An 18,527-nucleotide genomic window follows, 5' to 3' on the forward strand; every position below is an offset into this window, starting at 1 on the left:
CATGCCCTTTTTCTGCCTCAAAGAGGCAAGCTTTAGTACCCAGTGTAACGTAGCTTCTTGGGCTTTGCCTAAGAAGCGTATAAAAATGGTTTCAAAAGATAATCGTTTTATTATCATGCACAAAAATACGCTCTTCAAAGACTAAATCAAGCGCATTGGAAAGAACGACTTTTTCAACATTGCGCCCTGCTTTTTGCATGTCTCTCCAGCTCATCTCATGGTTCACATGAATGACATCTTGCGCAATGATAGGTCCTTCATCCAAATGGTTATTGACAAAGTGTGCGGTTGCTCCAATAATCTTCACCCCTCGCTCATACGCCTGCTTGTAAGGATTTGCGCCAATAAACGCAGGCAAAAAGGAGTGGTGAATGTTAATCATCTTCTCTTCATAATGCCCCACAAACTCGCTCGATAAAATACGCATGTATTTGGCAAGAACAATATAATCCACGCTGTATCCAGCTAAGACTTCCAACACTTTTGTTTCGTGTTCTACTCGGTTGAGTCCTTCATGACTCACACAATGAAAAGGCACATTGAATTTTTCACTGAGTCCTTTTAAATTCTCGTAATTTGAAACAATGGCTAAAATATTGGCATTCAAATCACCGCTGTCGTGTTTGAGTAAAATATCACCCAAACAGTGTATCTCTTTGGTACCCATTAAAATAATATCTTTTTTGCGTGCCTCAAAGACATAAATGTTTGAACGTGCAGGAAGATAGGCTTGAAGCGTGCCTTTAAACGCACTCAAATCCGCCTCACCATTGAGTTCTGCACGCATAAAAAACTTGCCATTTTCCCTATCAACATACTCATCATTTTTGATAATATTAAGCTGATATTTAAATACCACATCGGCAATGCGGTAAATCAACCCTTTTTCGTCTGAACAATCAATTTTTAAAATATAATTTTTATTTTTATCCATCTACTCTGCCTCACATAATTCTTGAATTTTTTTCATACGTCTTTTTCTCAACTCTTCACCAATGCCCCGTCCCTCAAACCCATCACCCATCACCTCATAAACGCTAATACCTCCATCAAAAGGCTTTTCCCAAATACCAAAATCAAGAGCTCGTTCTTTCACACCGACTTGATAATGCCCTAACCATTCGCACAAAGGCATATCAAGACTTACATGTAAAAGCATTTCATCGCTTATTTCTCCCTCAACAAAAGGCTGATTGCGAAAAAGGCGACGGTAATGGTTGGGCGCATCGAGCATATTTAACCATACCAATGGGTCTTGTCCTAAACGATTGGCGACGATGTAAACAAAATAATAAGAGAGCAACTCTTCTTGAAAATTGTGCTTACATCGTATCAATTCACGAGCAATTTCAAAAAAACGATTTTCAACCTTACATGTAAAACATTTTTCAAATAAACAAAGTTGATACATGTAAAAAAGCCCAATATGCAAAAAGGGCGCACTAAAAAGCTTTTCAAACTCCCATAAAATGCGTGGTTTACTTAAATCTGCAAGGCTAATTTCTTGCATGATTTTGAGACTTTTGCTCTCTATTTTAAACCCTAGACGTGCACTAAATTGCATGGCACGAAGTACTCGTAAACTATCTTCTTGAAAGCTTTGCTCATCAATAATCGCAAGCCTCTTCTTCTCAATGGCTTGTACACCACCCCAAAAATCAAATAATTCTTGTGTAAAAATATTGACCATCATAGCGTTCATACTAAAATCACGCCGTTTGGAAGCCTCTTTCTCATCTTGACACACGTCAACCTCAAACGCACTGTGTCCAACACCACTTTTACGCTCAACACGAGGCAGAGAAAAATCAATAACCCCCCATTTATACACGTAAAAACTTTTCCCCACGCCCACAGCACCCATACGCTTCATCACATCATCAAACACGTCAGGCGCCATATCGTACACTTCAATATCCAAATCATGTAAAGGCGCATTCAAATAAAGATCTCTTACACTGCCCCCAACCAAATAGACCCGTTTTGTATAAGGCGCTAACACTGTTTTGGCAGTTTCAAATTGTGTAAGAAACGACCCCGTGAGGTCTATGGGTAGTTTCATTTTTGAGGTGTTTCCATTTTCTCCAACTGCTCATCAATCGTGGCTAAAAGGTACTCTAAAAAGTTCAAGGTCAAATCTATTTTAGCTTCAATGTTTTTATTATTGGGCGATTGAAAACCCTCAAAAAGGACTAAAATACGTTCTCTTAAATTAATATAAAACTGTCGTTCTCTCTCTTCAGCACTATTCTCTTCTATGCTTAATGCACTAAGTGTTGTCGTACTTGAAATCTCTTCATTGATTTCAAGAGTCATCTCAGAAACACACGATTCAGACTCCAACTGTCGTGGAGGCTGCAAGGTTTGTGGCTTGGACTCTTCTTTGGGTGTGACCTCTTCAAGCTCTTTGAGGGTCGATAAAATCATCTCTTTTAATTCCATAGCTTTACCAACCACCTTTCAAATTCTAAGAACTCCACTTCGGAATTCATATTTAAAAAAAACTTCTTCATCTCTTCATCAACACCGAGGTATTTTTTACGAATCCCTGAGAGACGCTTAATCGCAATTTTCGCCTCTTTATTATCAGGATTTGCCATTAATAGCTCTTTATAAATCTCCAAAGCCTCATTTTTGAGACCTTGAAGTTCATAGATTGATGCAAGGGTGAGTGTTTTCATAGTTTTGATACGTAATCTGCAATAATGGAACCCATTTGCGTGGTTGAACACACCTCTTTAGCACCATAATTTGCCAAATCTTTTGTGCGATACCCATCTTGAAGGACTTTTTTAATGGCACTTTCTATTCTATCGGCTGCTTTAATTTCACCTAAGGCAAAACGGAGCATCATCGAAGCACTCAAAATAGTAGCCAAAGGATTGGCAATGCCTTGACCTGCAATATCAGGCGCTGAGCCGTGAATTGGCTCAAACAAACCTACTTTACCACCAATGGACGCTGAAGGCAACAATCCGATAGAACCGCTGATCATACTCGCTTCATCGCTTAAAATATCCCCAAAAATGTTGCCCGTTAAAATCACGTCAAACTGGCGAGGATTGCGTACGAGTTGCATTGCCGCATTGTCTACGTACATGTGTGTTAACGTCACTTCTGGGTACTCTTTAGCCACTTCATTAACGGTGTCTCTCCAAAGTTGGCTTACTTCTAAGACATTGGCTTTATCGACAGAGCAGACTTCTTTGCGACGCTTCATTGCCGATTCAAACGCCACATGTGCGATGCGCTCAATCTCAGGTTTGGTATAAATCATCGTGTTATAGCCCGTAAAACCATCATTGGCACGAGGCTCACCAAAATAAATGCCCCCTGTAAGTTCTCGCACCACGAACAAATCAACCCCTTTTAACACTTCAGGCTTAAGCGTACTGGCATCTAAAAGCTCATCAAACACCGATGTAGGGCGAAGATTTGCAAAAAGACCTAAGGATTTTCTAAGTTTTAAAAGACCCGTTTCTGGGCGAAATTCTCGAGGCAAGGTATCCCATTTTTGCCCACCAATCGCACCAAATAAAACCGCATCGCTTTTTAAACACCCCTCAATGGTCTCATCAGGAAGCGGTGTGCCTTTAAAATCATACGCCACGCCACCCATAAGATAGTCTTCATACCGTAGTTCAAAATTCTCTTTTGCGCACACACTGTCCAATACTTTAATCGCTTCATCCACAATTTCAGGGCCAATGCCATCACCACGAATCACCGCTATGTTATAGATTTTTTTCATTTTTTCATCTCTTTTTGTGCATAATTCATCAATCCGCCCGCATCTAAAAGCTCTTGCATAAAGGGAGGAATGGGGGTAAATGTGTAGGTTTTTGAGCCATGCGTTATCTCGCCACTCTCCATAGAAATCACAATGCTCTCACCCTCTTGAATCGCCTCAGTGTTGGAAAGCTCAAAAATGGGAAGTCCTGTGTTAAAGGCATTGCGGTAAAAAATACGCGCAAAACTTTTTGCCACCACTGCACTAACCCCTGCTGCTTTAAGCGCAATGGGAGCGTGCTCACGGCTACTACCACAGCCAAAATTCTCCCCTGCGACAATGATGTCACCCGCCTTAACCTTGCTCACAAATTCAGGGTCTGCATCTTCCATAACATGCTTTGCCAACTCTTTGGGGTCAGACGTGTTTAAATAACGTGCCGCAATGATTAAGTCTGTGTCGATGTTGTCGCCAAAACACCACACTTTTCCACTAATCGTACTCATGATTATCCTTCGTGCCGTTCTTAGATTTATGGGGATGATTTTATCGAAATGGGGTTGTGAAAAAGTTTAATTGCCAAGGAAGCGCATAAATTAACGCTTTAAAGATAGAAGAGTTTACGCTAAAAAAAGATAAAGTGATAAGTCTTTGTTCATTTATTTGAGAATATTAGGCTATTTTATATATAATTTTTACTAAATGGTATAAGTTTATAGAATAAAGGTTTGTAAATGAGAACTGCTCTACACCCTTTTAAAAATGAAAGTATTACCGTAACCCAATACATAGCTGAATTCGGGGCAAAACTAGATGCATACGGAAATAAAAATTTAAGACTTTTTCCTAGATGTCCAGCATGTGGAAATAATATGTATACAAAGGGTGAAACAAATCCTGAAGTAGATGGTGTTTTTAGTCATCAACCTAATTGTAATGGCTTTTGCCCTTTAAAAGAATCAGCAGGAAAATGCTACGAAATTTTACTCCCTATTGATGAAGACCCCTATAAAACCAAAGCTTTAAGGAGTTCTTTTTTTAAACACTGGAAGTTTCACTACAACCTTATGAAAAGCTATTTAAAAGTTCTAGATATTTTTGATTTTATCAAACTGATAAAATATGCTGATAAAAATAAAATATGGAGTTATCGTCATATTGAGGAAAAACAGATTCCATATATTTTTTTGGTTTTAAAAGAATACCCACCTGTTGGTAATAAAAATAAACTTATTCGTAAAGATTGGTTGAGATTCTGGTTTGATTCAAGAGTGAGAACTTTAGAAGACTTATGGATACACACTAATAAAGATTGGATACTCATTAAAGCTACTTACGCTAATCCAAGAAATGGAAAAACACCAAATTATACTCAATTAAAAGATACTGAAATTGTAACTGTAAATCTTGATTTTTTAAACAAAGAGGAGCCTATTCTATCAAGTTTTGTTATTAACCAAATGCACAAAGAATTTAATAAAGAATTAGAATAAAATTCTACTCAAATATAACCATTCACCTTTTAACTTCCTACTTATCCGCATAATGCGTTTTGCATTGTACCACTTCGATGGACTCTTCTACAATGCGGTAAACGATGCGGTTTTTCTCATCAATCCTACGACTCCAATACTCCGACAAATCGCCTCTTAGCCGTTCAGGTTTACCGATGCCTGAGTTACCATTTCGCATGATGTCTGATAAGAGTTGATTGATGCGTTTTAGCGTCTTTTTATCCTCACTCTGCCACGATAAATATTCGTCCCACGCTATCTGCGTAAAAACGATTGAGTAGCTCATTGCGCTAGCTTTTCTAACGCATCAAGGCTTTTTACTGTTTTGTCGGTACTGGCGATGGATTCTCGTAATTTTTCTTGATTGTACGGGCTATAAAACGCATCTTTACGCACCACTTCAAAAGGGATGCCACCACGGTTGAGCGCTTGACGAACAAACATGTTAAACGCTGTGGTCATGTTAAGCCCTAACTCATTAAAAAGCTCTTCGGCTTGTTTTTTGACTGTTTCATCCATGCGGATATTGATGTTTACTTGCGCCATAATATTTCCTTCATTTTTTTAAATTATAGCAAATTGTAAATAAAATTATGTAAATTTATTTCATAAAATCAATTTTTTCAATCACATACCGCTCATTTTCGCATTTTACATGTAAAGAGACACCAAAGGTTTTTGAGAGGTTTTCATCGTTTAAGACCTCCTCTTTTTTGCCGTGTGCGACAATGAGCCCCTCTTTAATGAGCACCACTTGCGAAATGGATGCAAATATCTCTTCTAAATGGTGCGTGACTAAGATGATGGTGCGCTCTTTGGCAAGGTTTTGAAGCAAGGCTAAAAATTCCATTTGCGCTTTGATGTCCAGCCCAACGGTGGGCTCATCGAGTATCATAGCTTTGGGTTCATGCACCAAAGAGCGTGCGATGATGCAGCGCCTAAGCTCTCCTGTACTCATGCTGGAGATGCGTTTATCTCTTAAATGCGAAATCTCCAAAGAGGCTAAAACCTCCTCCACTTTCTTTACATGTAAAGGAGAAAAACCTTGATGTTCGTAGAGATGAAAACTGCTAAAAAAGCCTGAAAGGGCTACTTCAAACCCACTTAAATCGGGGGAGCGCTCGCTAAATTGGTAGTGCAAATCGTTGGTAATAATCCCCAAATTTTTCTTCAATTCCCAAATATCCCAAACGCTTTTGCCAAACACCTCTTTTTTCATTACCTCGCTGTAACGGGGGTAAATATCGTTGGAGAAGAGTTTTAAAAGCGTTGATTTGCCTGAGCCATTAGCCCCTAAAATCGCCGTGTGTTCACCCTCTTCTATCTTTAAACTGATGTCATGCAAGACGTTTTTATCTTCATACGCCACACAAATATGCTCAAAATTGACAATACTCATCGCTCACTCCTTTTCCAAATTATAACACGTTCATGCCTCTCTTTTTTTCATATCAACATATCTTGATATGAAAATTTTATTCTGCTATACTCACACAAAAATCACACCCAAAAGAGTATGAAAGTATGGAAACCTTTTTAAAAACCATTAGTGCACTCAACGATGAAACCCGTTTGCAGATTCTTCGCTTTATTCACGAAAATGGTGAAGTGTGTGTCTGTGACATTGAAAAAGCATTTTGCATGATCCAATCACGCACCTCCCGTCACCTAAAAATTCTTAAAGAAGCGGGTTTTTTACGGGTCGATAGACGTGGAAAATGGGCGTATTACACCATCCGTATGCCATTGGATAGATTTCGATTAGAGTGTTTAGAAGAGCTAAGTTACCTTGATATTGCTTTACCCCACATCAAAACTCACTGTAAGGATGCAGAATGATTCTTGCGTTTTCTCTCTTTTTAGCCACGCTTTTGCTGGTGATTATTCAACCTCGTGGGATTAAAATTGGCACTTCTGCCATCATAGGTGCGGTGTGTGCACTGCTTTTAGGCGTGGTCAGTTTTGCAGATGTATTGGTCGTTACAAACATTGTTTGGGATGCGACGTTAGCGTTTATTGGCATTATTATTCTCTCCCTTGTCCTTGATGAAATAGGCTTTTTTGAGTGGTGCGCCATTAAAATGGCAAAGCTCTCGTATGGCAATGGGCATTTGATGTTTGTCTATTCGCTGCTTTTGGGTGCGCTCATCTCCGCTTTGTTTGCCAATGATGGTGCGGTGCTCATTTTAACCCCCATTTTACTGGCTAAAATGCGCATTTTAAAGCTGAATGCTAAAACCATTGTCGCCTTTTTGCTTGCAGGAGGCTTTATCTCCGATAGTGCGTCGCTTCCTTTTGTCTTTTCCAACCTCACCAACATCGTCACCGCCAACTATTTTAACATTGGTTTTGCGACGTATTTGAGTGTTATGTTCATCCCTTATATCGTCAGTACCATCGTATCTATCGGCATTTTATGGCTCTTTTTACGCAAAGATATTCCCTTACATGTAAACACTGAACTCTTAAAAAATCCCGATGATGTCTTAAAAAGTAAACCTCTTTTTTACCTCAGTTGGGTGTTTATCGCAGGACTTATGGCAAGCTATTTTGTCGGAGAAATGTACCACTTACCCATTAGTTTTATTGCCCTAGGCGGTGCGCTTGTGTTTTTAGCCATTGCGACCTCTTTTAAAGCTACCAAACCATGGCATATCATTAAAACCGCTCCGTGGCAAGTGGTATGGTTTAGCATTGGACTGTACATTGTGGTGTATGGGCTTAAAAACGCTGGACTGACGGATTATTTGAGTACCATCTTAACACAGCTCAACGCACAAGGTGATACCATTGCCATTCTAGGTACGGGCTTTATAGCAGCTTTTTTAAGTGCTATTATGAACAATATGCCCACCGTCATGATTATGGATATAGCCTTGCATGACATCCCCAATAATGCCTTAGCGTACGCCAATATCATTGGGTGCAATTTAGGGCCAAAAATGACCCCATTTGGCTCACTTGCCACGCTTCTTTGGTTGCATGTTATGGCGAACAAAGGGGTAAAAATCAGCTTTTGGGAATACTCAAAATTTGGGCTCATTGTCACCCCACCCATTTTACTTATCGTCCTTCTAAGCCTCGTTTAGTCTTTACATGTAAAAGCAAAAGGCAGATGTCTTTTGCTTTTTTTTATTTTAAAATTTACATATAATTTACCTAATTAATCTAACATACATTCCTAATATTGATACACAAAGGGAATCTATGTCATTTTCGACCATAAAAAGTAAACTCACGCTTCTTCTGCTTGTCCTCATCCTTGGATTTGGTATTTTAGGCTATGCTATTGTAAAAGAAGGCAATGATGCCAAAATGGCAGCAACACGTCTTGTCACCATAGCCACTATTGAAAAACTCACCCTAGAGCTTCGTATTGAACAACGCAACTACCAAATCCATTTTCAAGCTAAAAATTTAGAAAATTATGAAAAAATCTACCAAACCTTGCTTACGGATTTGGATGAGCTCAAAAGTATATTGCTCAGCAAAGTCAACCATGAACGTATTGATGCGCTTAAAAAAATCCTTCAAGAGTGGCATGCCATCAACGCACCTCGGCTGATACTTTACGCAAAATACGGTAAAACCCTTCACGATGAAAATTTTTCAAAAACCTATCCTGAGGATGCCCAAAAACTTGAAACACTCTACCAGCAAAGTGCCCAATCCTTTGCCGTGATTCTTGAAAAATTTCAAGAATTAGCAAATGAAGTGAAAAAATCTAACTTTAACCGTCTTGATACCAATAAACTTCTCTCAGAAATCATCATAACCCTCGTAATGCTCCTTGTCTTTGCCATCTTCTTTTACGTCACCCAATCCATTAAAAAATCTGTCACCTACGCCAAAGAACAGTGTGAAAGAATGCGTATGAGCAAAAATTTAAGTGAAAAAATCGCCATTCTTTCCAAAGATGAAATCGGTGACATTATGCATGCCCTCAATGCACTCATCAGCGATGTCTCTTCCGCACTCAATAGTGCTAAAAACAATGCCCTCGAAAATGCCTCCGTGGCAGAAGAACTCTCCAGTACCAGCCTTCAAATAGGAAAAAGAGCCGAAGAAGAAGCCAATGTGGTACAGATGACCACCCAAGAAGCCCAAGAGGTTGCGCATGCCATCCAAAATGCCAACACACAATCTCAAGAGGTCAAAACCCTTACCGAGCAAGCGCAAAAAAGCCTTCAAAGTGCGCAACATCTCCTTGCTGAAACCATGCAAAACCTGACACAAACGGCACACAATGAAGCAGCAATGAATGAGCGCCTTAACCACCTTTCAGAAGATGCGAAACAAGTCAAAAATGTCTTAGATGTCATTGGTGATATTGCCGACCAAACCAATCTTTTAGCCCTCAACGCCGCCATCGAAGCTGCCCGTGCGGGAGAACATGGCAGAGGTTTTGCCGTGGTGGCGGACGAAGTGCGAAAACTCGCAGAACGTACTCAAAAAAGCCTCATTGAAACCAATGCAACGGTCAATGTCATCGTCCAATCCATCACCGACATTAGCCAAGAGATGAACCTCAACGCCAAACGTATTCAAGACCTCTGTCAATTCTCTGAGCAAGTAACCACCCAAACCAACGATGCAGTAAATTTGCTCGATAAGAGTGTCATTGGAACAGATGACGTAGTAGAAAATGCAAAACACAATGTTACGCTCATTCAAACCGCTGTCATTGAAAATATAACCAAAATCAACACCCTCTCAAGCTCCAATGCCAGAAGCGTTGAAGAGATCGCAGGAGCAGCAGAACACCTCTCAAAACTCGCTTCCAATTTAAGCACAACGCTCTCAGTTTTTAAAACCGCCTAATTATTTTACAAAGCCCTTTTTAAGGGCTTTTCTCCTCTCTTAAACGCCTTACATGTAAAAAGGTTATTCTGTTGTGACTTTTGTGTTACAATAAACCAACTTTGCAAAGGAGTCACCCATGCACATTACCCCAGAAGTGCTCTTTGAAGCACGCCGTCACTTTTTAAAACTAGGAGCGGGTGCGTTGGTAAGCACTAGCGCACTCTCAAAGCTTTTAGCCTCCATGCCTGAGGAAGTTCAACTCTCCTTTACCAAAGATGCCAACCCACTCAAACTCACCCCAAACACCTTTGAGCAAGCAAGTAATTATGTCAATTTTTACGAATTTTCCACCGATAAAACCGCCCCTGTCAAAATGGCACAGAGTATGAAAACAAAACCGTGGAATGTCGGCTTTTTTGGTGAAATCAAAACCGAGCAGATGCTTGAAGTGGATGAGCTCATCGCCAAGTTTGGGCTTGAAGAGCGGATTTATCGTTTTCGTTGTGTCGAGGGCTGGTCTATGGTGGTTCCATGGATTGGGTTTCCACTGTATAAACTGCTGGATTATTTAGAGCCAAACACCAAAGCAAAATATGTGAAGTTTACGACTCGTCATGAGCCTGAGATGTTTCCCGACCAACAAAGAGGGCTTTTTGCTTCCATCAAACATCCTTATGTCGAGGGTTTACGCATGGACGAGGCACGCCATCCTTTAACCTTTTTAGCCGTGGGCATGTACGGCAAACCTCTTCCTAAACAAAACGGCGCACCCATTCGACTCGTTGTCCCATGGAAATACGGATTTAAATCCATCAAGTCCATTGACCTTATCGAATGCGTGGAAGAAGAGCCTAAAAACACTTGGCAAGTGATGGATGCTAAAGAGTATGGCTTTTATGCCAATGTCAATCCCAAAGTAGACCACCCCAGATGGACGCAAGCTAAAGAGCGAGTCTTGGGTAAGCTTTCCAAACAAGAGACCTTGATGTTTAATGGCTACGAAAAAGAGGTGGGGCATTTGTATGCGGGAATGGATTTGAGGAAGTTTTTTTGAAAACGCTCATTTCCCTCATCGCCCTGCTTCCTTTGGGCTATGCTTACTACGCTCTTGAGCATGCCATTGACCCCATCAAGATGCTCTACACCATCACAGGGGTTGGAGCGATTTGCCTCCTTTTACTCTCCTTAGTGCCTTCTACATGTAAACGAGTCTGCGGGCAAAACTTCCTCCGTTACCGCAAAACCATCGGCTTGCTTAGTTTTTTCTATGCCCTTTTACATGTAAGCGTTTTTATCGTACTTGATAGCGAATTTGACTTCGTTGCCATCGTTGAAAAAAGCCTCAAAAAACCGTTCATTTATGTAGGCGTTATCGCCTTTGCTATCGTGCTTTTTATGGCTCTCACCTCCACAAAAAAACGCTTCGCTCGCTTTTCAAAATACCACAAAGCGGTCTATCTCGCTTTAGCACTTGCACTGCTTCACAGTTTCTGGGCACAAAAAGTGGCTGGGGTGTTTGAATATGGCATCGTCGCCATTGGTGTGGTACTTTTAGGCGAGAGAGTTTGGGCGTGGAGAGCTTTAATCTCATCTAATGCTCATATTTAGTAGAATATCCCTTCCTTAACCTAAAATATTTCAATATGAAATATTTTTTAATTTTTTTTTGAATCACTGTTATGATTTATTATCAATCGACAAGGATTCAAACATGAAAGCACCTAATTTATTTACACTTCTTCAAAAGGTTGAAAAGCAGTTGAGTACAAACGAAAACGATTCAAATATTTTAAAAACCATCGAATTGTTTGCAGGTGTTGGTGGCTTTAGACTTGGATTAGAAAGAGCCAATCAAGATAATGCACAATTTAAAATTGTATGGAGCAACCAGTGGGAGCCTTCAACCAAAATTCAACATGCTTCAGATATTTACTGCGCACGATTTGGCTATGAAAACCACGCCAATGAAGATATTTCCAACGTTAATTCAGCCGATATCCCAAACCATGACCTGTTGGTGGGAGGGTTTCCTTGTCAAGATTATTCCGTTGCTAGTAGCCTCAAAAATGCTCACGGAATTGTGGGTAAAAAAGGCGTTTTATGGTGGCAAATTTTTAGAATCCTTGAAGAAAAAAAAGAGAACGCCCCACGCTATTTGATGTTAGAAAATGTTGATAGACTCTTAAAATCCCCAGCCACTCAAAGAGGTCGAGACTTTGCCTTGATTTTAGCCTCTTTAAATTCTTTGGGTTATGCGGTTGAGTGGAGAGTCGTGAACGCAAGCGAATACGGCATGCCCCAACGACGCAAAAGAATTTTTATCATGGGTTATAAAAAAGATACACCTCTTTACCAAACACTCCGAAATGCAAAGCCCTCTGACATTTTTAATCAAAAAGGTCTTTTTGCAAAAGCATTCCCCATTCAAGAAATCTCACCTCAGATGATTGTATCGGCATCATTGGAAAACGATTTGGTTACTATTACAAACACCTTTAACCAAAACACAAAAAAAAGTCCTTTTTTAGACGCTGGTTATACGATTGACAATACCTATTATTCTACAGCAGTGCATTCAAACTATGAGGGCGAGTACAAGCTATTGTCGCACATACTTCAAGACGAATCTTGCGTACCAAAAGAATTTTATATTCATGAGAATGAGTTGGAAAAATGGATGTACCATAAAGGTTCAAAATCATACGAACGAATAGATAAAATCACAGGTCATAACTATAAATACACCGAGGGCAGCATGAGCTTCCCTGATTCACTTGACAAACCTGCTCGAACCATTATCACAGGTGAAGGGGGTCAGAGTGCATCACGCTTTAAGCATGTTGTGTGTGTTAATGGTAAATACCGAAGACTAACGCCTGTTGAACTTGAACGACTCAACATGTTTCCAGACAACCATACACTTGGGGCGAGCAATACCAAAAGAGCTTTTTTAATGGGCAATGCGCTGGTGGTTGGCATTATTGAAAAACTAGGAAAAACCCTAATTAATGAGGTCTTTCATGAGCCTTCCTTATGATATAACCGACAAACAATCCATCATCAATTTTGCTAAAAAGCTTCTTGGTAAGACATTGCGAGACATATGTGACTTAGTTGCACCCAACGCCTCTTTAGATAAAGGAAGTTTTGGAAAGATACTGGAAAAATTTTATTTTCTTTACGAACCCAATTCAGATGCACAACCTGATTTTAAAGAAGCTAAATTAGAGCTAAAATCAACACCTCTAAAACAATTAAAAAAGAAACAATACCGCTCAAAAGAGCGCCTTGTCCTTAACATCATCAACTACATGGATGTTGTTCATCAACATTTTGAGGAGAGTGCATTTTTGAAAAAAAATGCTCACCTACTTCTAATTTTTTACCTACACACGAAAGATACATCTGTGTTAGATTACGTCATTAAACTTGTCGATGAATGGAAGTTTCCTGATGCTGATTTGGAAATCATCAGGCAAGATTGGGAATTTATTCAAAAAAAAATACGAGCTGGTAAAGCCCACGAACTCTCAGAAGGGGATACATTTTATTTAGGTGCATGTTCCAAAGGAGCAACGGCTCAAACAACACGCCAACAGCCTTATAACACCATTCTTGCAAAACAAAGAGCTTACTCTTTAAAGCAAGGCTATGTGAATCATATCATTGCTTCGTTAGCAAAACACAAAACAGAAGTCTATGGAAAACTCATTACGCAAAGCATATTGCATCAAAAGCCCTCTATTGAGGAGATTGTTATCGAAAGATTTACGCCCTATTACAACCAATCTTTAGAGCAAATTCTTGAGCATTTTGACTTCAAACTCAATCGAAAATCAAAAAATTTCTATGCCAATCTCACCAAAGCAATCTTAAAAATCGACCTTAAACACGCCATTGAAGAATTTGAAAAAGCTGATATTATCGTGAAAACCGTAAGGCTAAAAGAGAACAACTTACCCAAAGAAGATGTCTCTTTCCCTGCATTTGAATACACACGCCTCCTTGAAGAAACATGGGAAGAGTCCGAGTTTAAAGCCATCTTAGAACATAAATTTTTATTTGTTTTTTTCCAGTTTGAAAACAATCAATTGTTCCTACGAAAAGTTAAATTTTGGAATATGCCCCATGCTGACATTGAGGCATCGCAAAAGGTTTGGCTTGAAGCTAAGCGTGTTATTCAAGAAGGAAATATCGTCAAGAAGATTTCTAACAAACGATATTACACTCATTTTCCCAGTAAAAAATTTAGTACCATCGCCCATGTAAGACCTCACGCTAAAGATAAAGACGATACATATCCATTACCTACCCTCGACCAACTTACAGATAAAAATAACTATATGAAGCACTCGTTTTGGTTAAATAACCAATACATCAAAGATAAAATCTATCTATTGCCCAAGGAAGTCTTATGAACGGTAACACCCGCTCTTCCATCACCAAAGGACTCAAAATCAAAATCGTCTTAAAAGCTGACCAACGCACGGGCAAGCTTATAGAGGGCATTGTTAAAGACATCTTGACCAACTCTCCTACGCATCCGCATGGCATCAAAGTGAGGCTGGAGAGTGGTGAAGTGGGGCGTGTGAAAGAAGTATTGTGAACGCATTTATCTCAGGTTTTAGTCTTGGAATTTCACTTATCTTAGCCATTGGGGCGCAGAATGCTTTTGTGCTCAAACAAGGCATTAAAAAAGAGCATGTGTTTGTCATTTGCTTTGTCTGTGCGCTTTCTGATGCCATTTTGATTTTTGCAGGGGTTTCGGGTTTTGGGTATTTGGTGGAGCAGTTTCCTTCCCTTCAAACTTTTGCTCGTTATGGTGGTTTTGCTTTTTTATGTGTTTATGGATTGAAGAGTTTTTACTCGGCGTGGCGTATGTCGCATGAGCTAAAACCTGAGGGTATCACACCGCCAACGCTTTTAAAAACCATACTCTTAACCCTCGCCTTTACATGGCTAAACCCTCATGTGTATCTGGATACCGTCATTTTACTAGGTTCCGTTTCGACTAAATTTGGAGAAAGTGCGCCTTTGTTTGGTTTTGGGGCGATGAGCGCTTCGTTTGTCTTTTTCTTCTCTTTAGGCTATGGCGCACGGCTTTTGGCACCCTTGTTTAAAAAGCCTCTTGCGTGGAAAATTTTAGATGGGCTTATTGGCATAGTGATGCTCTCTTTGGCATGGATGCTCTTAGCATTCTAAGCTTTATGTGCAAAATCTTACAAAATACCTAGTTTTGGACTCTTTATCTCTGTAATTTTTATTTGAATATATTATGCTAGAATGAGGCACTTAAAAAAATACATTCCCTAAGAATTGAGATGTGCATGCGTATACAACACCTTCTTTTTTGCTTATTATGCGCTTCCATGCTTTTAGCAAAAGAGTACACTTTTGCCATTTTCCCCTCCAATACACCTGCAAAAATCACACAAGCACTCACCCCTTTAATGCACTACCTCAGTGAACAAAGTGGCGATACCTTTCAACTGGTCATTACCAAAGATTACGAAGAACTGGCACAACGTATCAGAGAAAAAAGTGTTGATTTTGCTTGGGTAAATACGAAAAATTTTGTTCTTCTCAAAGAAGAAATTCCCTCCTTACATTACCTTGTAACCTATTTGGAACACTCTAAAAATGGAGACATTACCCCCTATTATCAGGCGTTTATTATTGCGCATAAACCATCCCATATTCAGACTTTAGATGAAGCCAAAGATAAGTATTTTGCCTTTACCGACAAAGATTCCACTTCAGGCTATGCTTATCCTATGCTCATTTTTCAAGAACATAACATCAATCCCTACACCTTTTTTAAAAAAATATTTTTTCTTAAAAAACATGATAAAGTCATTGAAGCACTGATGAGTCACTCCATTGAAGCAGGAGCTGTTTCGGATGGAACGTATTACAGTGCTTTTGAAAAATACGGCGATGCCTTTACCATTCTAGCACGCTCCAAACCTATTCCATTGGATGCCATTGTTGCATCTGAACATATTGGGGCACACGAGAGTGAACGCATTGCGCATATCCTTGAACGTCTTAGCACACACTCCGCATCCACTGAAGCACTCAAAGAACATTTAGGATGGGATAGCGCAGGGTTTATGCGAAAAGACAGTGCCTTTTATGAAACGTTTAAACAAACACTCAAAGCATCTACACATGAATCTCTACAATAAAGTCCTTTTTCTCTCATTCCTACAACTAGGAACCATCTTTGTATTTGGAATCTACCAAATACAATCTTTATACCTGACACAAAAAAGAGCCTTTGACCAAAAAAATGTCATGCAAGCAGAAGTCATCCAAAAACGCTTTGAAGAGAAGCAACAAAGCTTACAAAAAACAGCCCATATTCTTATTAACTCGCAAGAGGTCATCACAGGAATTCTAAGCCACGATACCGATATGCTGTACAATTGGAGCAAACTTTTTCTCTCTTCTACGTCTGAGAAAATTCATTTTATGGATTTAGACGGTACGATCATTAGCCGAGGGGAAGCTGAATTTAATTTTGGCGATGATACCTCACAACGCTTTTATGTGCGTCAAGCCCTTCAAAACGATACCTTTTTGGGTATTGACTTCGTGGATGGAGAAGAGTGTTTAATTTATGCAAAACGTGTGAAACAGTATGGGCAAAGACCTATTGGAGTTATTAGTCTTGCTATTGTCATTGACAATGCCTTTTTGAACACTTTAGTACAAGACACCAGCATGACCATGACCTACACCTCCACCCACCAAACTCTTTCGACTTCAATAGAACCATTTTTGCCTCAGGCGCTCTCGTCTTCTTTACATGTAACCTTCCAAACAGGTGGTGCAAAAGATGCTAACTTTAGTATTAGCCCTTCTTCAGAAGAGGAGCTTTATGCCCTTAAAGAAGCACGTAACACCTTTTTAATCGGCATCTCTTTAGCACTATTGATTCTGATGTTAGCCTTGCATTTTACACTGCTTAAACACTTAAAAGAGCACAAAGCACTCTCTCTCGTCTTGATTGATTTTTACGAAGACCGTCTTAGCATACACGATCTTATGAGAGCCATCAAACATACCTTGCATCAACACACCACCCCTGAAATCAAAAAAATTGCAGAAGCCTTGTTTAACATGAGCGAGAAAATAGCACACACACAAACAGCCCTTGAACACTCAAGCACAACCGACCAACTCACCGCCCTTGCCAATAGACGCAAAGTTGAAGAATATTTAGAACAAAAAATAGAAGAGAGCAAACGGGGTGCTTTTTTTTCAATTATTATGATAGATATTGACCATTTTAAAAACATTAACGACACCTATGGGCATGCGATAGGTGACCATGTTCTTATTCATACCGCACGTCTAATGAGTGCGTCCATTCGAGAAAGTGACATGCTGGGGCGTTGGGGTGGAGAGGAGTTTTTACTGATTTTACCCAACACGCCTCTTGATGGGGCATTACGCATTGCTGAACACATCCGTGCCACCCTACACCAACACACCTTTGAGCACTACCCTGAGTTTTTAAGCATGAGCCTAGGTGTTGCAACACACCAGCCAAACGATACTTCAAAAACCATCTTAAAACGTGCCGATAACGCACTCTATAAAGCCAAAAATGGCGGAAGAAATCAGGTACAACATGAAAGTTAATTTTTTTCTAAAGATTGCATTTTTTCTCTGCTTATCCCTGTATGCCCATGCAAAACAAAGCCTTGTGTTTGCAGTCAATCCGTATAAAAATACTGAAGAGTTGCGCACCCAACATGCAGAGCTGATTGGCTATCTTGAAAAAGCATTGCAAAGAGAGATTGTTTTTATTGTCTCAAAAGATTATACGCATTTACTCACACTCATTGAGCAGGGCAATGTCGATATTGCTTCCATTTCGCCCAAACTCTTTGCAACATCTCGTCAAAAAAAGATTCCAACACACTACCTTGCAACCTTTAAAATACAAGACCATCAAGGCAACGCACGCTCAAGCTATCGTAGTCTCATCATCACACGCCAAAAAAATTCGCTTCAAACCCTTAACGATGTCAAAGGAAAACGCTTTGGTTTTACCGATGTTGATTCCACCTCAGGCTATCTCTACCCACGGTTTATGCTCAAACAAGAGGGGATAGACCCTCAAAAAGAGCTTGGTAAAGTTTATTTTCTCAAAAAACACCCAAAAATCATGCAGGCACTTTTGGAAAATTCCATTGACGCAGGAGCCATTTACGATGGCATTTACCTAACACTTCCCAAAAGTGAAAAAGAAGAAATTCGTATTCTTGCCAGCTCAGATGAGATACCTTATGATGTTATGATTGCCTCTAAAGGTGTCGATAAGGCTCTTGTCACTAAAATTCGTGAACTGCTCTTAGCGTTTCACTCCACACAATCAGCACCCAATACCATTATGGGATTTGAAGAAAAATCCCTCATTCTTTATGATACCCTTCTTTATTTAGAGTAGCACGCTCTTCTCAAAGCGC

22 protein-coding genes are annotated in these 18,527 nt (G+C 39.8%); 13 read left to right on the forward strand and 9 right to left on the reverse strand.

The features are described from left to right. Positions 1 to 91: 91 nt before the first annotated feature. Genes purU through SULBA_RS07740 form a run of 6 tightly spaced genes read right to left on the reverse strand, consistent with a single transcriptional unit; the run spans position 92 to position 4,236 of the window. Positions 92 to 934, reverse strand: a complete 843-nt coding sequence (gene purU / locus SULBA_RS07715; protein ID WP_014769725.1) for a formyltetrahydrofolate deformylase — start codon at positions 932 to 934, stop codon at positions 92 to 94. After that, positions 935 to 2,062, reverse strand: a complete 1,128-nt coding sequence (locus tag SULBA_RS07720; RefSeq protein WP_014769726.1) for a tRNA nucleotidyltransferase/poly(A) polymerase family protein — start codon at positions 2,060 to 2,062, stop codon at positions 935 to 937. Beyond that, a complete protein-coding gene (locus SULBA_RS07725) occupies positions 2,059 to 2,442 on the reverse strand; it encodes a CiaD-like domain-containing protein (RefSeq protein ID WP_041671830.1) in 384 nt (127 codons plus the stop codon). Before SULBA_RS07725 ends, SULBA_RS07720 begins: the two co-directional genes overlap by 4 nt. Then, the gene (locus tag SULBA_RS07730; protein WP_014769728.1) at positions 2,433 to 2,681 is read right to left on the reverse strand and encodes a hypothetical protein; all 249 of its coding nucleotides are present in this window, start codon (positions 2,679 to 2,681) and stop codon (positions 2,433 to 2,435) included. Before SULBA_RS07730 ends, SULBA_RS07725 begins: the two co-directional genes overlap by 10 nt. After that, positions 2,678 to 3,751 carry a 3-isopropylmalate dehydrogenase gene (gene leuB / locus SULBA_RS07735; protein ID WP_014769729.1) on the reverse strand — a complete coding sequence of 358 codons (1,074 nt, stop codon included), beginning with the start codon at positions 3,749 to 3,751 and terminating at the stop codon, positions 2,678 to 2,680. Before leuB ends, SULBA_RS07730 begins: the two co-directional genes overlap by 4 nt. Beyond that, on the reverse strand, positions 3,748 to 4,236 hold the full coding sequence (locus SULBA_RS07740; protein WP_014769730.1) for a 3-isopropylmalate dehydratase small subunit: 489 nt from the start codon (positions 4,234 to 4,236) through the stop codon (positions 3,748 to 3,750). The genes leuB and SULBA_RS07740 overlap by 4 nt, the downstream gene beginning before the upstream one ends. Before the next feature lie 228 nt (positions 4,237 to 4,464). Between SULBA_RS07740 and SULBA_RS07745 the strand changes: the two genes are divergently transcribed. Next, positions 4,465 to 5,223, forward strand: coding sequence for a hypothetical protein (locus SULBA_RS07745; RefSeq protein WP_014769731.1), 759 nt, complete (start codon positions 4,465 to 4,467; stop codon positions 5,221 to 5,223). 37 nt (positions 5,224 to 5,260) lie between these two features. Here SULBA_RS07745 and SULBA_RS07750 read toward each other — a convergent pair whose 3' ends face one another. From SULBA_RS07750 to SULBA_RS07760, 3 genes are read right to left on the reverse strand one after another with little or no spacing between them, the layout of a single operon-like run. Next, complete coding sequence (locus SULBA_RS07750; RefSeq protein WP_014769732.1) at positions 5,261 to 5,530, reverse strand: Txe/YoeB family addiction module toxin; 270 nt, start codon at positions 5,528 to 5,530, stop codon at positions 5,261 to 5,263. Further along, on the reverse strand, positions 5,527 to 5,790 hold the full coding sequence (locus tag SULBA_RS07755) for a type II toxin-antitoxin system RelB/DinJ family antitoxin (RefSeq protein ID WP_014769733.1): 264 nt from the start codon (positions 5,788 to 5,790) through the stop codon (positions 5,527 to 5,529). The genes SULBA_RS07750 and SULBA_RS07755 overlap by 4 nt, the downstream gene beginning before the upstream one ends. 55 nt (positions 5,791 to 5,845) lie before the next feature. Beyond that, positions 5,846 to 6,643 carry an ABC transporter ATP-binding protein gene (locus SULBA_RS07760; protein ID WP_014769734.1) on the reverse strand — a complete coding sequence of 266 codons (798 nt, stop codon included), beginning with the start codon at positions 6,641 to 6,643 and terminating at the stop codon, positions 5,846 to 5,848. A gap of 125 nt (positions 6,644 to 6,768) precedes the next feature. Between SULBA_RS07760 and SULBA_RS07765 the strand changes: the two genes are divergently transcribed. The 12 genes from SULBA_RS07765 to SULBA_RS07820 all read left to right on the forward strand — a co-directional run bounded on the left by SULBA_RS07765 (position 6,769) and on the right by SULBA_RS07820 (position 18,508). Further along, on the forward strand, positions 6,769 to 7,083 hold the full coding sequence (locus tag SULBA_RS07765; RefSeq protein WP_014769735.1) for an ArsR/SmtB family transcription factor: 315 nt from the start codon (positions 6,769 to 6,771) through the stop codon (positions 7,081 to 7,083). Then, positions 7,080 to 8,333 (forward strand): arsenic transporter, encoded by a 1,254-nt coding sequence (locus SULBA_RS07770; RefSeq protein WP_014769736.1) that lies wholly within the window; start codon positions 7,080 to 7,082, stop codon positions 8,331 to 8,333. The genes SULBA_RS07765 and SULBA_RS07770 overlap by 4 nt, the downstream gene beginning before the upstream one ends. A 118-nt stretch (positions 8,334 to 8,451) precedes the next feature. Next, a complete protein-coding gene (locus tag SULBA_RS07775; RefSeq protein ID WP_014769737.1) occupies positions 8,452 to 10,065 on the forward strand; it encodes a methyl-accepting chemotaxis protein in 1,614 nt (537 codons plus the stop codon). A gap of 118 nt (positions 10,066 to 10,183) precedes the next feature. Further along, on the forward strand, positions 10,184 to 11,101 hold the full coding sequence (msrP, locus tag SULBA_RS07780; protein ID WP_014769738.1) for a protein-methionine-sulfoxide reductase catalytic subunit MsrP: 918 nt from the start codon (positions 10,184 to 10,186) through the stop codon (positions 11,099 to 11,101). Then, complete coding sequence (locus SULBA_RS07785; protein ID WP_014769739.1) at positions 11,098 to 11,655, forward strand: ferric reductase-like transmembrane domain-containing protein; 558 nt, start codon at positions 11,098 to 11,100, stop codon at positions 11,653 to 11,655. Before msrP ends, SULBA_RS07785 begins: the two co-directional genes overlap by 4 nt. 103 nt (positions 11,656 to 11,758) lie before the next feature. Beyond that, complete coding sequence (gene dcm / locus SULBA_RS07790; RefSeq protein ID WP_014769740.1) at positions 11,759 to 13,084, forward strand: DNA (cytosine-5-)-methyltransferase; 1,326 nt, start codon at positions 11,759 to 11,761, stop codon at positions 13,082 to 13,084. Next, a complete protein-coding gene (locus SULBA_RS07795) occupies positions 13,068 to 14,465 on the forward strand; it encodes a Sau3AI family type II restriction endonuclease (protein ID WP_014769741.1) in 1,398 nt (465 codons plus the stop codon). The genes dcm and SULBA_RS07795 overlap by 17 nt, the downstream gene beginning before the upstream one ends. Next, positions 14,462 to 14,653 (forward strand): YwbE family protein, encoded by a 192-nt coding sequence (locus SULBA_RS07800; RefSeq protein ID WP_014769742.1) that lies wholly within the window; start codon positions 14,462 to 14,464, stop codon positions 14,651 to 14,653. The genes SULBA_RS07795 and SULBA_RS07800 overlap by 4 nt, the downstream gene beginning before the upstream one ends. Then, a complete protein-coding gene (locus tag SULBA_RS07805; RefSeq protein WP_014769743.1) occupies positions 14,650 to 15,249 on the forward strand; it encodes a LysE/ArgO family amino acid transporter in 600 nt (199 codons plus the stop codon). Before SULBA_RS07800 ends, SULBA_RS07805 begins: the two co-directional genes overlap by 4 nt. A 125-nt stretch (positions 15,250 to 15,374) precedes the next feature. After that, positions 15,375 to 16,235: a phosphate/phosphite/phosphonate ABC transporter substrate-binding protein gene (locus tag SULBA_RS07810; RefSeq protein WP_014769744.1), complete on the forward strand. Its 861-nt coding sequence runs from the start codon at positions 15,375 to 15,377 to the stop codon at positions 16,233 to 16,235. After that, positions 16,219 to 17,697 (forward strand): sensor domain-containing diguanylate cyclase, encoded by a 1,479-nt coding sequence (locus tag SULBA_RS12765; RefSeq protein ID WP_014769745.1) that lies wholly within the window; start codon positions 16,219 to 16,221, stop codon positions 17,695 to 17,697. The genes SULBA_RS07810 and SULBA_RS12765 overlap by 17 nt, the downstream gene beginning before the upstream one ends. After that, positions 17,687 to 18,508 carry a phosphate/phosphite/phosphonate ABC transporter substrate-binding protein gene (locus SULBA_RS07820; protein ID WP_014769746.1) on the forward strand — a complete coding sequence of 274 codons (822 nt, stop codon included), beginning with the start codon at positions 17,687 to 17,689 and terminating at the stop codon, positions 18,506 to 18,508. Before SULBA_RS12765 ends, SULBA_RS07820 begins: the two co-directional genes overlap by 11 nt. The last annotated feature ends 19 nt before the right edge of the window (positions 18,509 to 18,527 follow it).

Source organism: Sulfurospirillum barnesii SES-3 (assembly GCF_000265295.1).
Classification (GTDB): Bacteria; Campylobacterota; Campylobacteria; order Campylobacterales; family Sulfurospirillaceae; genus Sulfurospirillum; species Sulfurospirillum barnesii.

Excerpts from the sequence above, each read along its gene's own strand:
- SULBA_RS07730 (WP_014769728.1), bottom strand. The coding sequence starts at position 2,681 with ATGAAAACACTCACCCTTGCATCAATCTATGAACTTCAAGGTCTCAAA.
- SULBA_RS07760 (WP_014769734.1), bottom strand. The coding sequence starts at position 6,643 with ATGAGTATTGTCAATTTTGAGCATATTTGTGTGGCGTATGAAGATAAA.
- SULBA_RS07765 (WP_014769735.1), top strand. The coding sequence starts at position 6,769 with ATGGAAACCTTTTTAAAAACCATTAGTGCACTCAACGATGAAACCCGT.
- purU (WP_014769725.1), bottom strand. The coding sequence starts at position 934 with ATGGATAAAAATAAAAATTATATTTTAAAAATTGATTGTTCAGACGAA.
- SULBA_RS07750 (WP_014769732.1), bottom strand. The coding sequence starts at position 5,530 with ATGAGCTACTCAATCGTTTTTACGCAGATAGCGTGGGACGAATATTTA.
- SULBA_RS07725 (WP_041671830.1), bottom strand. The coding sequence starts at position 2,442 with ATGGAATTAAAAGAGATGATTTTATCGACCCTCAAAGAGCTTGAAGAG.
- SULBA_RS07795 (WP_014769741.1), top strand. The coding sequence starts at position 13,068 with ATGAGCCTTCCTTATGATATAACCGACAAACAATCCATCATCAATTTT.
- dcm (WP_014769740.1), top strand. The coding sequence starts at position 11,759 with ATGAAAGCACCTAATTTATTTACACTTCTTCAAAAGGTTGAAAAGCAG.
- SULBA_RS07810 (WP_014769744.1), top strand. The coding sequence starts at position 15,375 with ATGCGTATACAACACCTTCTTTTTTGCTTATTATGCGCTTCCATGCTT.
- SULBA_RS07745 (WP_014769731.1), top strand. The coding sequence starts at position 4,465 with ATGAGAACTGCTCTACACCCTTTTAAAAATGAAAGTATTACCGTAACC.
- leuB (WP_014769729.1), bottom strand. The coding sequence starts at position 3,751 with ATGAAAAAAATCTATAACATAGCGGTGATTCGTGGTGATGGCATTGGC.
- SULBA_RS07740 (WP_014769730.1), bottom strand. The coding sequence starts at position 4,236 with ATGAGTACGATTAGTGGAAAAGTGTGGTGTTTTGGCGACAACATCGAC.
- SULBA_RS07820 (WP_014769746.1), top strand. The coding sequence starts at position 17,687 with ATGAAAGTTAATTTTTTTCTAAAGATTGCATTTTTTCTCTGCTTATCC.
- SULBA_RS07720 (WP_014769726.1), bottom strand. The coding sequence starts at position 2,062 with ATGAAACTACCCATAGACCTCACGGGGTCGTTTCTTACACAATTTGAA.
- SULBA_RS07800 (WP_014769742.1), top strand. The coding sequence starts at position 14,462 with ATGAACGGTAACACCCGCTCTTCCATCACCAAAGGACTCAAAATCAAA.
- SULBA_RS12765 (WP_014769745.1), top strand. The coding sequence starts at position 16,219 with ATGAATCTCTACAATAAAGTCCTTTTTCTCTCATTCCTACAACTAGGA.
- SULBA_RS07755 (WP_014769733.1), bottom strand. The coding sequence starts at position 5,790 with ATGGCGCAAGTAAACATCAATATCCGCATGGATGAAACAGTCAAAAAA.
- msrP (WP_014769738.1), top strand. The coding sequence starts at position 10,184 with ATGCACATTACCCCAGAAGTGCTCTTTGAAGCACGCCGTCACTTTTTA.
- SULBA_RS07770 (WP_014769736.1), top strand. The coding sequence starts at position 7,080 with ATGATTCTTGCGTTTTCTCTCTTTTTAGCCACGCTTTTGCTGGTGATT.
- SULBA_RS07775 (WP_014769737.1), top strand. The coding sequence starts at position 8,452 with ATGTCATTTTCGACCATAAAAAGTAAACTCACGCTTCTTCTGCTTGTC.